Here is a 15,583-nt window from a genome sequence, read left to right on the forward strand (position 1 = left end):
ACTTGTCCACCGCCTTCATCAGGCCGATGTTGCCTTCCTGGATCAGGTCGAGGAATTGCAGGCCGCGATTCGTGTACTTCTTGGCGATCGAGATCACGAGACGCAGGTTGGCCTCGGTCATCTCGCGCTTGGCCTTGCGCGCCTTCATTTCACCGGCCGCCATCTGGCGGTTAATGTTGCGCAAGTCCGGCAACGGCAGCACGACACGGGCCTGCAGGTCGATCAAACGCTGCTGCAGTTCCTTGATCGTCGGGATATTGCGGCCGAGGATGGCGCTGTAGGCGTGGCCGGCGTTGACTTCGCCATCGACCCATTCCAGGTTCGTCTCGTTGCCCGGGAAGACCTTGATGAAGTGGGCGCGCGGCATGCCGCAGCGGTTCACGGCGACGTCGAGGATCTGCTTTTCGATGTGGCGCACTTCGTCGACCTGGCCGCGCAGGGTGTCGCACAGCTTTTCGACGACTTTCGCCGTGAAGCGGATGCCCAGCAGTTCGTTCGAGATGGCTTCCTGGGCCTTGACGTAGGCTTTCGAGTTGTAGCCGTCCTTCTCGAAGGCCTTGCGCATCTTGTCGAACTGCTGCTCGATCTGGTGGAACTTGTCGAGGGCGGCGGCCTTCAGCGCTTCGAGCTGCTCGGCGGAGTAGCCGGCGGCGCCGGGGCTGGCGGCGGGCTCTTCTTCCTCTTCCTCTTCCTCGTCGCCGCCTTCCTCGTCTTCATCCTCGTCGCTGTCGCCCGAGGACGGGCCGACGGCGCTCGGCGAGGTTTCTTCCGATTCTTCCGGGTCGACCATACCGTCGACGATCTCGTCGATTTTGATCTCGTCGTTCTCGATGCGCTGGGCGGCCGAAATGATTTCGGCGATCGTCACCGGGCACGCCGAGATGGCCTGGATCATGTCGCGCAGGCCGTCCTCGATGCGCTTGGCGATCTCGATCTCGCCTTCGCGGGTCAGCAGCTCGACCGAGCCCATTTCGCGCATGTACATGCGGACCGGGTCGGTGGTGCGGCCGAAGTCGGAGTCGACGGTCGACAGCGCGGCCTCGGCGGCGGCCTCGGCTTCATCGTCGCTCGTGACGTTCGGGACGTTATCGGACAGCAGCAGCGTTTCGGCATCGGGGGCATGCTCGTACACGGCGATGCCCATGTCGTTGAAGGTGCCGATGATGCCTTCGATCGCTTCCGGATCGACGATGTTGTCGGGCAGGTGGTCGTTGATTTCCGAGTAGGTCAGGAAGCCACGCTCTTTACCGGACTTGATCAGCGCTTTGAGTTTCTGGCGCCGGATCTCGAGCTCTTCTTCGCTCGCTTCGGTATCGGAGGAGAACGCGTCTTTCAGCAGGGCTTTTTCTTTTGCCTTGCGGTCCTTGGCCTTGGCCTTGTCGACGGCTTTCATTTCGGCGCGTTCGACGGCGTTCAGCGCGGCGACTTCGTCGTTCTCGGGCGTGAATTCCTTCGGTTTACGCCCACGGCGTCCCGGGACCTTCACGGTCGGCAGCACGTAGCCCGACGTATCGATGGCGGCCAGGGCGGCGGCATCGGTGGTCTGGCTGACGACAGGCGCGGCGCTCGTGCGAACTTCGGCCTTGTCTTGCGCTTTGTCCGCCTTGGCGGACGCTCTGGTGGATTTGGCAGCCACTTTGGGTTCGGGTTTCTTGGTTGGCACAGGCGCTTTCGATGTCACAACGACTAACTTTACGATGGTTAAAGATAAAGTTTTGTTACCTTACATCACCCTGCAGACAGCGTACAACACTGCCTCGCTAACTGAAACTCCACGCCGCTTTTGACACGAAAATCGTTTCAAAGGTTGCAATAGTTAGCGTTTTATTATAGCACGCACCCCTTTTTTTTCCAGAACCAAACCGTGCCATAGAGGCAACAGTCCCCCGCGCTCAGCGCGGCGTCATCATTGCAGCTGCTTCCTGATCCAAAAGGTCCTGCTGTGCTTTGATTTCACGATAGCGAGTACTCACCTGATCTGGGGGCAGGCCAGAGGAAAACAACTGGTTCAACTCCTGTTTCAGTGCATCGGTCTTGATTTGCCTCACAGCACTAGCTAAAACGATACGTTCGGCCTCCGGGTCGGATTCAGGCTCGGATGCGATCTTGGCAATGAGGTTGTTGTAGGCATCGCTGCCCTCTTTCAACTGTTCGGCCAGGGCAGCAAAGTTGCCGTATTCGCCAAGCGCTTGCGCCATCCCGACCAGGTAGCGCACATTGTCGGCCGACTCCTGTCCGAAGTAATCAAATGCCTGCAGCGCCGTATCGTCGAGGGTCAGCGACAGCGCTGGATGCGCGACCAGGATTTCCTCGATCTGCGCTTGCAGCCCGACCGGTTCTGGCCGGCCCTGGCGCGGCGGCGCCTTTTTCGCAACCGATACCGGCTTGGACAGCTCGAACAGGCCTTCGATCTCGGCCGGCGTCGATTCCGTCAGGCTGGCCAGCATGCGCACGATCTGCAGGCGCAAGGCGGAGGGCGTCATCGCCTGCAACAGCGGCTTGGCATCGAACTGGGTCTTGGCGCGCCCTTCCGGCGTCGACAGGTCGTGTTCGCCCGTCACTTCGCGGATCAGGAATTGCGACAGCGGCATGGCTTCCGCCACTTCCTGGGCGAAGGCCTCGGCGCCGAATGCGCGCACGTAGCTGTCCGGGTCGTGCTCTTGCGGCAGGAACAGGAACTGGATGGTCTTGTTGTCGCTGACTTGCGGCAAACACGCCTCCAGCGCGCGCCGGGCGGCGCGGCGGCCGGCCTTGTCGCCGTCGAAGCTGAAGATGACGTTGTCGGTCTGGCGCAGCAGCTTTTGCACGTGGGTACTGGTGCAGGCAGTGCCGAGCGTGGCGACGGCTTGCGGGAAGCCGAGCTGGGCCAGGGCGACGACGTCCATGTAGCCTTCCGTCACCAGTACGTAGCCGGCGTCGCGGATCGCCTGGCGCGCCTCGAACAGGCCGTACAGTTCCAGGCCTTTCTGGAACAGCGGCGTTTCCGGCGAGTTCAGGTATTTCGGCTCCCCGCCGTCGAGCACGCGGCCGCCGAAGCCGATCACCTGCCCTTTCGTGTTACGGATCGGGAACATGATGCGCTCGCGGAAGCGGTCGTAGCGTTTCTTGTTGCCGCCGTCCTCGTCGACCTTGTCGATGACCAGGCCGGACTCGACCAGGGCCAGCGCATCGTAATCCTTGAATACCGAGCGCAGGTTGTCCCAGCCGGAAGGGGCATAGCCCATGCCGAAGCGGGCGGCGATCTCGCCGGTCAGGCCACGGTTCTTCAGGTAGTTGATCGCGTTCGGCGCCTGGCGCAGTTGCGCGCGGTAATAGTCGCAGGCCTGGGACAGGGCGTCGGTCATCGCCAGCGACTGCGCCTGCTGGGCGGCGCGCTGCTGGGGCGGGATCTTGTCGTCGGCCTCGGGCACGATCATGCCGACGTTCTGGGCCAGGTCCTTGACGGCGTCGACGAAGCCCATGCCCGAGTATTCGATCAGGAAGCCGATCGCGGTGCCGTGGGCGCCGCAGCCGAAGCAGTGATAGAACTGTTTGGTGGGACTGACGGTGAAACTGGGGGACTTTTCGCTATGGAAAGGACACAGGCCCATGTAATTGGCCCCGCCCTTTTTCAGCTGAACGTAGCGCCCAACGACGTCGACGATGTCGACGCGGTTGAGCAGATCGGTAATGAATGATTGCGGAATCACTTGGCTTACACAGTGTTTGTCTCAGGTCAGACTATACCGCAGGGCTCGCTGGAAATTGATTTACAACAAGGAGGGCCCGGAAGAGGCTTCCTTGTTGCATTTGCGGTCCATTACGCGCCCGACAGCGCCTTCTTGACGAGGTTCGATACAACGGTCATGTCGGCGCGGCCAGCCAGTTTCGGCTTGACGATGCCCATGACCTTGCCCATATCCTGCGGGCCGGCGGCGCCGGACGCGGCAACGGCGGCGGCGACTTCGGCGGCGATCTCTTCATCCGACAGGCCGGCCGGCATGTAGGCAACCAGCACGTCGAGCTCGGCCTTTTCGATCTCGGCCAGGTCCGGACGGTTGCCGGCTTCGAACTGGGTGATCGAATCCTTGCGCTGCTTGATCATCTTTTCGACGATGGCGATGGTCTGCTGGTCGTTCACTTCGATCTGCTCGTCGACTTCCTTGCGCTTGATCTCGGCCAGCAGCAGGCGGATGGTGGCCAGCTTGCCGGCTTCCTTGGCACGCATGGCGGCTTTCATGTCGTTGGAGATTTGTTCTTTCAGGCTCATGGCGTCCTCGAGGGTAGATGGGTGCAAACAACAAAACCCGCCGCGGTCACAACCAGGGCGGGTTCAAGAGACTTCTAGCAGCTACCGGGAACGGGCGTACGCCCGCGATCACCGGATTGTGGCCGGCTGGACAGTCTTAGTACAGTTTCTTCGGCAGTTGCTGGCTGCGGATGCGCTTGTAGTGGCGCTTCACGGCAGCGGCCAGCTTGCGCTTGCGCTCTGCAGTTGGCTTTTCGTAGAACTCGCGAGCACGCAGTTCAGTCAGCAGACCGGTTTTTTCGATAGTGCGCTTGAAGCGACGCATAGCGACTTCGAACGGCTCGTTTTCTTTAAGGCGGATAGTGGTCATGTAAAAATCAAACCGTTGGATTTAGGGAAGAACGAAATTCTAGCAGCTTTTGACAAGTAGTGGAAGAGTTTACTGAGATGTGCTGAATTAGCCACAGGGGGCGGGTAGGCGAGCAGTGGTGGGGCTGTTGCCTGCTCTGTTATTGCTGCGTTTCGTCCGCGTGGGCTCGAGAGCCCACCCTACGGGAGGTGCTGCGGACTCGGATCAGGAAAAGCGTGTTCGGCCCTTACACGCTCTGGCCGGCGGCGAAGCCGGAGGCCCAGGCCCACTGGAAGTTGTAGCCGCCGAGCCAGCCGGTGACGTCGACGGTTTCGCCGATGAAATACAGGCCAGGAACTTTATTCGCCATCAACGTCTGCTGGGACAGTTCGCGGGTGTCGACGCCGCCCAGGGTCACTTCGGCCTTGCGGTAGCCTTCCGAACCGGTCGGGACGATGGCCCAGCGGTTGATGGCGTCGCCCAGCTTGCGCAGCTTGGCGTCGGGCATGTCGGCCAGGCGGGCATCGGGCGCGAAACCGTTGGCGAGCAGCAAACCTTCGGCCAGGCGCGCCGGCAGCCATTGCGCCAGCACATTGCCCAGTTGCTTCTTGACCGTCGTCTTCGCGCCGATCAGTTCCTCGGCCACGTCCATTTCCGGCAGCAGGTCGAGCATGATCGGGGTGCCGGGCTGCCAGTAGCTGGAAATCTGCAGGATCGCCGGACCGGACAGGCCGCGGTGGGTGAACAGCAGGTCTTCGCGGAAATAGCCTTTCTTGGCGCCTTTCCCCTTGCCGGAGCCGGTCGAGACGTCGACCTCCAGTGCGATGCCGGCCAGCGGCGCGAACGGCGCCCAGCTCGGGCCGTCGAAGGTCAGCGGCACCAGGCCCGGGCGCGGTTCGATCACGTTCAAACCGAATTGGGTGGCAATGCGATAGCCGAAGTCGGTCGCGCCGATCTTCGGGATCGACAGGCCGCCGCTGGCGATCACCACGCTGGCGGCGGCGATCTCGCCGTGGTCGGTGGCGATGACGAAGCCTTCCTCCCGTTTGTCGATCGATTCGACCTTGCACGGCATGCGCCAGCTGACCTCGCCCTTCAGGCACTCCGACTTCAGCATCTCGATGATCTGCTCGGCCGAGTCGTCGCAGAACAGCTGGCCGCGGTGCTTCTCGTGCCAGCCGATGCGGTACTTTTTAACCAGCGCCAGGAAATCCTGGGCCGTGTAGCGCGACAGCGCGCTCTTGCAGAAGTGCGGGTTCTCGGACAGGTAGTTCTGGTGGGTGGCGCCGATGTTGGTGAAGTTGCACCTTCCGCCGCCGGAGATGCGGATCTTTTCCGCCAGCTTGCCGGCATGGTCGATCAGCACCACGCGCTTGCCGCGCTGGCCGGCCACGGCCGCGCACATCATCCCGGCCGCGCCCGCGCCGATTACCGCCACATCGAATTGTTTTGCCATGCCTGCCGCCCTGCCCTCGCAGGTTCCCGTGAATCGCCGAACCCGCCATTGTAAACGCTTGCGGCGGCCGTGTCCGCTCGCATTCGCATCGGCCGGCGCCTGAAACTTAGGTATCGGTCGCGCGGCGCACCTCGAGATCGCGGCCGTTGAGGATCGTGCCCTCGGGCCCGATCGTGACCGCCTGCCCGGCGCTCTCGACCAGGCCGAGGCGGGCAAGCTGCTCGGGGTCGACCCGCAGCCGGTATTGCCCGGGGAAGACGCCGGTCAGGACGTAATAACCGTCGGCGCCGCTGCCGATGGTGGCGGCGACCTTCCCGCCGGCGTCGACCAGCTGCAGCCGCAGGTCGCCGATGGGACGGCGCGCGCCGCCGGCGGACAGATAGGTCGTGCCGTCCACCTCGCCGGTCAGGCTGACCGCGAACTCGACCTGGCTTACCTTGCCCGGGCGCGGCACGATGCGCACGCCGCGCCGTTGCGGCTGCCACTGCGGGTCTTCGAGCGTATCGGGGTCGAGCCCGATGTCGGTGTGGCGGTTGGCCGGCAGGCGCGCCAGCCAGGCCAGGCCGGCCCCGTCCGTGCGCGCGCCGTAGCGGGCGCCGTTGACGGTGAAGCCGGCGCCCTTGATCGCCTCCTCGTCCTCGTCCATGACGCCATTCTGGTTGGCGTCGACGAACACGCGCAGCGAGGCCGCGCCCATCCCGGCCATCGGCTGGGCCTCGCGCAGCAGGCGCGCCCGGCGCGGCTCCAGCCCCATGGCCATGAACAGCTGCACGCCGAGGCCGTAGGCGCCGCGGTTCGCATAAAAGGCGTTCACGCCCAGGCCGACACTGCCCAGGCTCTTGTTCAGCGCCGCCGCCCACTGCAGCTCGCGCTCCCGGAACAGGCGCGTCACGCCCAGGTTCAGCAGGACGCTCTGGCCGAGGCGCCAGTCGGCCGAGACGGCCGCGCTGGCCAGCTGCCTTTCCGGCGCCAGCGTGTAATGCAGTTGGCCGGTGACGCCGACGCCGGCCATCCTGCGGCTGAGCTGGAACTGGCCATCGGCCCGCTCCGTGCCGGCCGGCGCCGCGCCGTCCAGCGCCGCGGCCTTCAGCGACTGCCAGCGCAGCGCATTGCTCAGCGCCGTGCCGTCGCGATAGGCCGACAGCCGGGCCTGGACGTCGCGCTGCTCGGCGCCGGAAGCGAGCAAGTCGCGCCGCAGCTGCAGCGACAGCGGGAAGACGTTGGCGGCGCCCAGCGCCAGCACGCCTTCGGCGCGTACTTCGTCGCGGAGGCGCACCGGGTCGCTCGCCGGCCTGAAGACTTCGCTGCTGAAGCCGTCCAGCCGGGCGCGGCTGGCCGTCAGCGCGATGCGGCCGATGCGGGTCTTCAGCCCCAGCTGGGCCAGCCTGCCGCCGTCGTCGGCGCGCACCGCGTCGGCGGTCAGGATCAAGGTGTTCCAGTAGCTGCGCAGGCCCAGGCTGGTATAGCTGCGCATGGCGTCGGCCAGCGGCAGGCGCTGCCAGCCGGCGGCAAGGTTCAGGTGCGCGCCCGCGCCCCACTCGACCCTGGCCAGGGCGCGCGCCTGGCCGTCGGCGCCGCGGTGGGCGGCCAGGTCGTAGAACAGCGCGCCGCGCGGCAGCGCGGTCTGCTCCAGCAGGAAGGAACGGCGCTCGACCCGCGTCTGGCCGAGCGGCCCGTGGAATACCAGGCGGAAGTCGTTCGGGCCATAGGCCAGCGGCTGGTCCACGAAGCTGTACATGCCGCTCGGCCCCGACTGCTGCAGGCCGACCAGCGCGTCGTTGTAGTACAGCTCGACGTCCCAGCCCGGCGGCAGGCCGCCCTGCAGCGTGTGGCGGTCGAAGCTGGCCGGCTGGTCCAGCGGCCGATTGCCGAGCGCGATGCCGTCGCCGGCCGCGCTGGTGAGCGAGACGTTGGCCACGCCGGGCACCGGCACGCTGCCGACCAGGACGCTGCGCGCCCGCAGGGGCCCGAGCAGGGCGCCGTCCGGGTCCTTGCGCCCGAGCGTCAGGCGCAGCCCGGCCGAGGGGGCGCGGCGGTTGCGGTTGAGGTACAGCGCCGCCTCCATCCCCAGCAGGTCGGCGGTCAGGTAGGTGGTGGACGAGACGTCGGTGCTGCGCGCGTCGGTACCGTGCTGCTGCCCGCGCCGGTCGAGCGTGAACCCGAGCGTCTGGTCGACGAAGGGAAGGTCGGCCAGGCGATAGGGCGTGTCCAGGCGCGGATAGCCGGGGTCGACATACCCGCCCGGCATGCCCGGCAAGCTGCCGTGGCGGCGCCGCGCCAGGCGCGCCTGCAAGGGCAGCTGTTCGCGCGGGCGCACCTTCAGGAGCAGGCTCGACATGTCGAGGTCGAGGTCGACCGGCAGCCAACGTGCCAGCAGACGGCTCGCCACGTAGATGTCCTCGTCCTGCACCAGGAACTGCGCGGGGTCGAGCTCCTCGCGCCGTCCCGCCAGGTCGGCCGCGCGGCCCGGCAGGTCGAGGCTGAAATGGCGTTCCTCGGCCAGGATGTAGCCGCTGGCCCTGCCCTCTTCCGGCGCCACCCGGATCGCCAGGGTCAGCAGGCGCGCCATTTCTCCCAGCGGCAGGTAGATGTCGCGCCCGTTTTCGTAGGCGCTGACCGCGTCGGACAACTGCTCGCTGCCGAGGCGCACCTCGAGCAGGACCAGGGCCGCCTCGCTCTTCTGCACCGGCGCGCCCGCGCCCGGGGGCGCCGCGCGCAGCGGCGCCGGCAGCGCGGCCAGCAGCGCCAGCGCCGTCAGCGCAACTGCGGCAAGGCCGGTTCGAGACGCTTGCATGGCCGGGAGTGCGGCCCGTCGCGGCGCGCCGGCCGCCGCCGCACCCTGCTTTTCAAGGAAGAGCCAGGCTGGCCTGCGCCAGCAGCTTGCCGCCGGCCTCGGGCCGCTCGCGGTAACTGACCTCGATCGTGCCGCCCGCCAGCGCCACCCCGGCCGGCACCTCCAGCGGCAACGCCGCCTTGCGCAGGCGGTTCGGCGTGTACACGGCGATGCCGCTCACCTGGCCCAGGCTGTGCGGCTTGCCGTTCTTCGGCGTGAAGATCACCTGGATGTCGCCATACACCGAGCTGGCGCCCTCGCGCTCGAAGCGCAGGGCCAGCAGTGGGTGCCTGCCCTCGCCCGGCTGCAAGGCCAGCCCGGCCAGATGCACGCTGGCGCCGCCACCGCCATGGCGGACGATCACCGGCACCGAGGCGCCCACCAGGGCGTTCATCACCACGCCGATCCCCTTCGCGCTCGCCGCCTGGTTCTCGATGCTGGCATTGGCGGCGACCTCGGGCAGTTTCTCGAACTGCAGGTGCGAACGGTATTCGCCCTCGGCCAGCTCGGCGGGTTTGCGCAGCATCACGCGCACGGTCTGGGCCATGCCCGGCTGCAGGGTGACCTGGCGCGGCGAGAAGCGCAGCATCTCGTCGGCGAAACGTTCGCCGTCCTGCGCCCGCTCGGCCGGCTCGAACTGGCCGGTCTCAGTCATGCGGCGGTTCACCAGCGCGATGCGGTAGCTGGCCGGCTTGCTGCCGGTATTAATCAGTTCGATTTGCGCGGCGCGCGCGTTTTTTTCGAACACGATCCGGGTCGGGTGCAGCATCAACTCGGCGCGGGCGGGCAGGAACAGCGCGAACAGCAGGCAGGCCAGCGCGCTGCGCGTCCAGCGCAGGCGAAGCAGGCAAACGGATGCGGACGCGAGATACACCATGACGAAGTCCTTTCGCTGCGGGCACATGGCGCCGCAGATCATTGGTAGTTGACGATCAGGGAAAAGCTGCCCGCGTAATTGCCGGGCGCCTGGTTCGGCGCCACCGTCAGCGTCGCGCCCACCGCCAGCGTCGTGCCGCCGGCCGGGATCGCCGACAACTCGGCGGGCGTGTGGACGAAGCCGTCGACCGCCATGCTGTGGGCGCCGCTGAAGAGACGGGTGGCGCCGTTGGGCGGCAGCGAGACGATGACGGCCAGGCCGGCGTCCTCGCCCCTGCGTCCGAGGCTGAACGCCGCCTGCCCCGCATCCGGGGAGTTGAGCAGGACCACGCCGCCCGTGCGCGAACGCAGGCCGCCGGGACTGACGACCACGGCGCCGCCGCTGCCGGCGACGAAACGGCCGAAATCGAGGCCGCGGATGTTCACCAGATTGACGTCCTGCTGCTGCGCGCACGCGGAACGAGCAACGACCGCGAGCAGCGCCAGGCAGGCGATGCGCGCGGTCGCGAGGAAGCGATGGCGGCGTGGCGGCATGGTCAGGAGCGGCGCTGCCGCTCCCCACCCTAGTTGTACTCGACGGTTGCCGAGACGCTGCCGGTATAGGTGCCGGCCGCCTGTGCGGCGCCCACCACCAGCTCGCCGCCGACATGAATGCTCTGGGTGCCGGCGGTCAGCACGCCGCTGGTGACATTGCCCGAGGTGATGGCGCCGCCGACCAGGTCGCTCACCGTGGTGAAGGCCATCGTATCCGTGCCCGAGCTCAGCTCGGTGGAGCCGCCCAGCGTGATCGAATAGGTCGCGCCGGCGCGCCTTCGACGTCGAACCTGGCCGCGGTGACCGTCCCGCCCATCAGCACCGCACCGCCGCCCGCGGCGCGGGCGCCGTTCGGGCTGACCGTCACGGTGCCTGGGACGGAGCCGCCCGCGAAGGTGCCGAACGACAGGTCCGCCCCCTTGGTGATCTTGAGCGGGGCGACGACGATGCTGGTCGAGTCGGCGGAAACAGTGGCGGCGATGGCGCTGCCGGCGCCGGCGACAGCCAGCGCCAGTGCGGCGAGACGCAAACCATTGGAAATCGGGAAAGTCTTGTTCATGCTGGTCATCCTTCGGGTTGGAGGGCCGGCGCGTGGGTGCCGTGCCTGTGGAAGCGAGACCGAACGCGATCGTGTCGAAGGGGTCGAACGAATTGCCTTACGGTATCGTTTTTCTATACTGCAAGAAAACAGGCGCGACGTTTTTGCCGCAGATCATCTAACGGCTGATCTGCGGGCAGCGTAGGGTGGGCAGGTTTCCTGCCCACGCGTTCAAACCGTGCATCCCGGCCCGCTCCGTGGTTTGCACACGTGCGTTGAACGCGTGGGCGGAGACTCCGCCCACCCTACGTGTATGTGTAGGTTGGAACTAGGCGCGCAGGGCGCGCGCCGCCCGCACGCATTCGGCCACCTGGACCAGGATCGGGCGCGGCACCGGCGCCTCGCCGCGCAGGGCGGCGCCGATCCAGGCCGCGGTGGCGGTGGCGTCACGGGCGCCGGGCACCTCGGCCAGCGCGTCGGTGGGCGCGTCGCGCTCGACCAGCACGGTGCGCGTGCCGGCATGGAACCAGTCGATCTGGGGCGCGCGGTGCGGATTGGCCACCGTCTCGCCCTCGGTGCCGCGCATCAGGAAGGCGTCGCCGCGTGCGCCTGGCGCGGCCGTGGTGAAGTATTCGCCCAGGGTTTCCAGGTATTCCGGATGGGTGTAGGAGACCAGGCGCAGGGCCGCGCCCTCGAAGGGTTGCAGGATCTTGACCAGCGTATGCGTGGAATTGCGCACGCCGAGGATGCGGCGCAACGACAGCTGATGAGCGAGCGCCGGCGCCAGCGTCTCGATCGGCATGAAGGCCGGGCGGTGCGCGGCGAAGGCGTCCTGCAGTTCGGCGCTGGAACCGGCTTCGGCCAGGCCCATCTCGAACAGGATCTCGGCCGTGGTGACGCGCCCCGGGTCGCTGCGCACGCCATGCACCAGGACCGGCACGCCCTCGCGCGCCAGCAGCAGCGCGAGCAGGGGCGTCAGGTTGGCCAGCTTGCGCGCGCCGTTGTAGCTGGGGATGAGCACCGGCGCGAACTCGCCCGGCGGACTCGGAAGCGGCGCGAAGGAGCGCTCGGCGGCGTCCATGAAGCCGGCCAGCTCCTCGACGGATTCGCCCTTGATGCGCATGGCGAGCAGGATCGCGCCCAGCTCGAGATCGGAGACGCGGCCCTCGAGCATGGCGCCGTACAGCAGGGCGGCGTCCTCGCGCGTCATGCTGCGGGCGCCCTTGACGCCGCGGCCGATCTCCTTGATGAAGCGGGCGGCGGCGAATGGTCGATGATCGGTATGCATGGCGCTAGCTTACACCGTTGCGACGCGGTGTCGCTTCCCCGTTGCTTTTGACCTGTCCGCTGCAAATATGCATTTTTGGCGCTACACTGGCCCATCCGACTTGCCTCACAGACGCACCATGCTGATTACACCAGATATCGAAAATACCAACGTCACCTCGTTCGGGCGCATGCCGACCCCGACCGAACTGCACGCCAAGCTGCCGCTGACCGAGCGCGCCTTTACCACCGTCATGCAGGGCCGCGCCGCGCTGCGCGACATCCTCGACCGCAAGGACAAGCGCCTGTTCGTGGTCGTCGGCCCCTGCTCGATCCACGATCCGGAAGCGGGCCTGGACTATGCGCGCCGCCTGAAGAAGCTGCAGGAAGAAGTGGCGGAAACGATGCTGCTGGTGATGCGGGTGTACTTCGAAAAGCCGCGCACCACCACCGGCTGGAAGGGCTACATCAACGATCCGTTCATGGACGACTCGTTCCAGGTCGACGTCGGCATGGAACGCGCGCGCCGCTTCCTGCTCGACGTCTGCGAGCTGGGCCTGCCCACCGCGACCGAGGCGCTGGACCCGATTTCGCCGCAGTACCTGGGCGACCTGATCGCCTGGACCGCCATCGGCGCCCGCACCACCGAATCGCAGACCCACCGCGAGATGTCGTCCGGCCTGTCGACCCCGGTCGGCTTCAAGAACGGCACCGACGGCGACGTGAGCATCGCGATCAACGCCGTGCTGTCCTCGGCCAATCCGCACGCCTTCCTGGGCATCAACGACAAGGGCGTCGCGGCGATCGTGCGCACCCGCGGCAACGCCTACGGCCACGTGGTGCTGCGCGGCGGCGGCGACCGTCCGAACTACGATTCGGTCTCGGTCACCATCGCCGAGCAGGCCCTGAAGAAGGCCGGGCTGCCGGCCAACCTGGTGGTCGACTGCTCGCACGCGAACAGCTACAAGAAGCCGGAACTGCAGCCGCTGGTGATGTCGGACGTGATCCAGCAGATCCGCCACGGCAACCGCTCGCTGGTGGGCGTGATGATCGAGTCGAACATCGTCGCCGGCAACCAGCCGATCCCGGCCGACCTGAGCCAGCTGAAGTACGGCTGCTCGGTGACCGACGGCTGCATCGGCTGGGAGGATACGGTGGAGATGCTGCAGCGGGCGCACAAGGAGCTGCTGCAGCGTCCGTGAGGTTCTCGTAGGGTGGGCGCGGCCGGCGTAGGCTCTTGAGCCCACGCGGTCTCATCGTTTGCATCGTCGCGGCATGGCCGCAGGCACGCGACCGGTGAGACAGCGTGGACACAGGTGTCCACCCTACCAACCCTGCATACAACACCATCGCCGGTATTCATCGACCGGCCACAGCACCGCGCGCCCGCGTGCTTTACAATGTCGAATTCCGCTTTCCCCTTCCGTCTGTTCCCATGATTGTTCTCGGCGTCGAATCCTCCTGCGATGAAACCGGCCTGGCTCTGTACGATACCGAGCGCGGCCTGCTGTCCCATGCCCTGCATTCGCAGGTCGCCATGCACGAGGAGTACGGCGGCGTGGTGCCGGAACTGGCCTCGCGCGACCACATCCGGCGCGCCCTGCCCCTGCTCGAACAGACGCTCGACAAGGCCGGCATCGCGAAAAACGACATCGACGCCATCGCCTACACCCAGGGGCCGGGCCTGGCCGGCGCGCTGCTGGTCGGCTCCTCGGTCGCCTGCAGCCTGGGCCTGGCGCTCGACAAGCCGGTGCTCGGCGTGCACCACCTCGAGGGCCACCTGCTGTCGCCGCTGTTGGCCAGCGAGCGCCCCGACTTTCCCTTCCTCGCGCTCCTGGTCTCGGGCGGGCATACCCAGCTGATGCGCGTCGACGGCGTCGGCCGCTACACCCTGCTCGGCGAGACCCTGGACGACGCCGCCGGCGAAGCCTTCGACAAGTCGGCCAAGCTGCTCGGCCTGGGTTACCCGGGCGGGCCGGCGATCTCGCGCCTGGCCGAATTCGGCGACCCGGCTGCCTATACCCTGCCGCGCCCGATGCTGCACTCGAAGGACTTCAACTTCAGCTTCTCGGGCCTGAAGACGGCGGTGCTCACGGTGGTGAAGAACCACGAAGAGAAAGTCATCGCCAACATCTGCGAACAGGACAAGGCCAACATCGCGCGCGGGTTCGTCGATGCGATCGTCGACGTGCTGACCGCGAAATGCGTCAACGCGCTGCGCCACACTGGCCTGAAGCGCCTGGTGATCGCCGGCGGCGTCGGCGCCAACAAGCAGCTGCGCGCCTCGCTGGACGCGGCAGCGGCCAAGCGCAAGTTCCGCGTCTACTATCCGGAGCTGGAGTTCTGCACCGACAACGGCGCCATGATCGCCTTTGCCGGCGCCATGCGCCTGGAGCGGAACCCGGCGCTGGCGACGCGCGATTACGCCTTCAACGTGCGGCCGCGCTGGCCATTGGACGAGCTGGAAGCCGCCTGATCGCGGCCTGATCGCGGCCGTTTGATGCCGCGTCGGCGGTGAACTTGCAACGCCGACATCGATCCTACCGTGTGACCGCGCCATGCCAAAGAATGGCACTATCTGGCGGTTCAGTTTTCGGAGGTCCTACATGCGCGTTGTAAGTTGGAACATCCATTGGGGCTGTGGGAGAGACGGGCGCATTCGTATCCACGCAATCATCGATGTGCTGCGCAAGCTCAATCCCGACGTCATCTGTCTGCAGGAAGTGGCAGCCAATCACCCCGAGCTCGAAGGCAGCGCCAGCGCCAACCAGTTCAAGCAACTGGCCGGCGCCTTCGGCGGCTACCACGCGGTCGAGTACGCCCCGAGCGAAATCTACCGCAACAATGTTCCCCGCCTGTTCGGCAACCTGATCCTGTCCAAATTCCGCATCACCCAGGCCCACCGCCACCTGCTGCCCTGGCCGGCCGACCCGGCGCATTCGCCGGGCATGCCGCGCGGGGCGATCGAAGTCGTGCTCGACACGCCGCGCTCCAAGCTGCGGCTGGTGACCACCCACCTGGAATACCATTCCCAGCTGCAAAGAAGCGCCCAGGTGCGCCGGCTGCGCGAGCTGCATGCCCAGGCCTGCGCGCGGGCCCGTGTATTCCAGCCGAATCCCGACATGGACGCGCCCTACCAGCTCGGGCTGCTGCCCGACTCGGCGATTTATTGTGGGGATTTCAACCTGCAGCCGGCCTCGCCGGAATATGCCGCCCTGATTGCGCCGCCGGCCGAGGGCGAGCTGGCGCTGGTCGACGCCTGGCGCGCGCGCCATCCGGACCACGCGCGTGCGCCGACGGCCGGGCTGCATGGCTTTGCCTGGCCCGAGAAGCCGGATTGCTACGATTATTTCTTCGTGACGGAAGACCTGGTGCCGCGCATCGCGGAAATCGAGGTGCAGTCGGAGACCTCGGCGTCGGATCACCAGCCGGTCGTGCTGGATCTGGTTTGAGGTTCGTGGCTGGTCTGTTGAAGCGCTGGCGGTTTGCCGGCCGTGCGGCTG

At 66.7% G+C, this 15,583-nt stretch carries 12 protein-coding genes and 1 pseudogene; 3 read left to right on the plus strand and 10 right to left on the minus strand.

The window, feature by feature from the left end; all coding sequences use genetic code 11:
- From RT688_RS12350 to ybiB, 10 genes and pseudogenes are all read right to left on the minus strand, one after another.
- Positions 1 to 1,663, minus strand: a 1,663-nt coding sequence (locus RT688_RS12350; RefSeq protein ID WP_409521913.1) for an RNA polymerase sigma factor region1.1 domain-containing protein, incomplete at its 3' end; no start/stop codon positions are given.
- A 229-nt stretch (positions 1,664 to 1,892) separates the two neighbouring features.
- Entirely contained in the window at positions 1,893 to 3,689 is a 1,797-nt protein-coding gene (dnaG, locus tag RT688_RS12355) for a DNA primase (protein ID WP_313705178.1), read from the minus strand.
- Positions 3,690 to 3,799: 110 nt separating this feature from the next.
- Positions 3,800 to 4,249 carry a GatB/YqeY domain-containing protein gene (locus RT688_RS12360; protein ID WP_313705179.1) on the minus strand — a complete coding sequence of 150 codons (450 nt, stop codon included), beginning with the start codon at positions 4,247 to 4,249 and terminating at the stop codon, positions 3,800 to 3,802.
- 136 nt (positions 4,250 to 4,385) lie between these two features.
- A complete protein-coding gene (gene rpsU, locus RT688_RS12365; RefSeq protein WP_005665410.1) occupies positions 4,386 to 4,598 on the minus strand; it encodes a 30S ribosomal protein S21 in 213 nt (70 codons plus the stop codon).
- Positions 4,599 to 4,824: 226 nt separating this feature from the next.
- Complete coding sequence (locus tag RT688_RS12370; protein WP_313705180.1) at positions 4,825 to 6,033, minus strand: NAD(P)/FAD-dependent oxidoreductase; 1,209 nt, start codon at positions 6,031 to 6,033, stop codon at positions 4,825 to 4,827.
- A 106-nt stretch (positions 6,034 to 6,139) separates the two neighbouring features.
- Positions 6,140 to 8,827 carry a carboxypeptidase-like regulatory domain-containing protein gene (locus RT688_RS12375; RefSeq protein WP_313705181.1) on the minus strand — a complete coding sequence of 896 codons (2,688 nt, stop codon included), beginning with the start codon at positions 8,825 to 8,827 and terminating at the stop codon, positions 6,140 to 6,142.
- A 52-nt stretch (positions 8,828 to 8,879) separates the two neighbouring features.
- A complete protein-coding gene (locus RT688_RS12380) occupies positions 8,880 to 9,770 on the minus strand; it encodes a fimbria/pilus periplasmic chaperone (protein ID WP_313705182.1) in 891 nt (296 codons plus the stop codon).
- Positions 9,771 to 9,781: 11 nt separating this feature from the next.
- Entirely contained in the window at positions 9,782 to 10,276 is a 495-nt protein-coding gene (locus RT688_RS12385) for a DUF4402 domain-containing protein (RefSeq protein ID WP_313705183.1), read from the minus strand.
- 29 nt (positions 10,277 to 10,305) lie between these two features.
- Positions 10,306 to 10,844, minus strand: a pseudogene (locus RT688_RS23845) (DUF4402 domain-containing protein).
- 298 nt (positions 10,845 to 11,142) lie between these two features.
- Positions 11,143 to 12,102, minus strand: coding sequence for a DNA-binding protein YbiB (gene ybiB / locus RT688_RS12400; protein WP_313705185.1), 960 nt, complete (start codon positions 12,100 to 12,102; stop codon positions 11,143 to 11,145).
- 121 nt (positions 12,103 to 12,223) lie between these two features.
- On the opposite strand from ybiB, the gene RT688_RS12405 reads away from it, so the two are divergent.
- The 3 genes from RT688_RS12405 to RT688_RS12415 all read left to right on the plus strand — a co-directional run bounded on the left by RT688_RS12405 (position 12,224) and on the right by RT688_RS12415 (position 15,532).
- Positions 12,224 to 13,282: a 3-deoxy-7-phosphoheptulonate synthase gene (locus RT688_RS12405; RefSeq protein WP_313705256.1), complete on the plus strand. Its 1,059-nt coding sequence runs from the start codon at positions 12,224 to 12,226 to the stop codon at positions 13,280 to 13,282.
- A gap of 233 nt (positions 13,283 to 13,515) precedes the next feature.
- Complete coding sequence (gene tsaD / locus RT688_RS12410) at positions 13,516 to 14,556, plus strand: tRNA (adenosine(37)-N6)-threonylcarbamoyltransferase complex transferase subunit TsaD (protein ID WP_313705186.1); 1,041 nt, start codon at positions 13,516 to 13,518, stop codon at positions 14,554 to 14,556.
- Between the two features lie 130 nt (positions 14,557 to 14,686).
- Positions 14,687 to 15,532 carry an endonuclease/exonuclease/phosphatase family protein gene (locus tag RT688_RS12415; RefSeq protein WP_313705187.1) on the plus strand — a complete coding sequence of 282 codons (846 nt, stop codon included), beginning with the start codon at positions 14,687 to 14,689 and terminating at the stop codon, positions 15,530 to 15,532.
- Positions 15,533 to 15,583: the final 51 nt, after the last annotated feature.

Origin of the sequence: Massilia sp. (assembly GCF_032106685.1) — a bacterium.
In the GTDB taxonomy this organism is placed as follows: Bacteria; Pseudomonadota; Gammaproteobacteria; order Burkholderiales; family Burkholderiaceae_D; genus Telluria.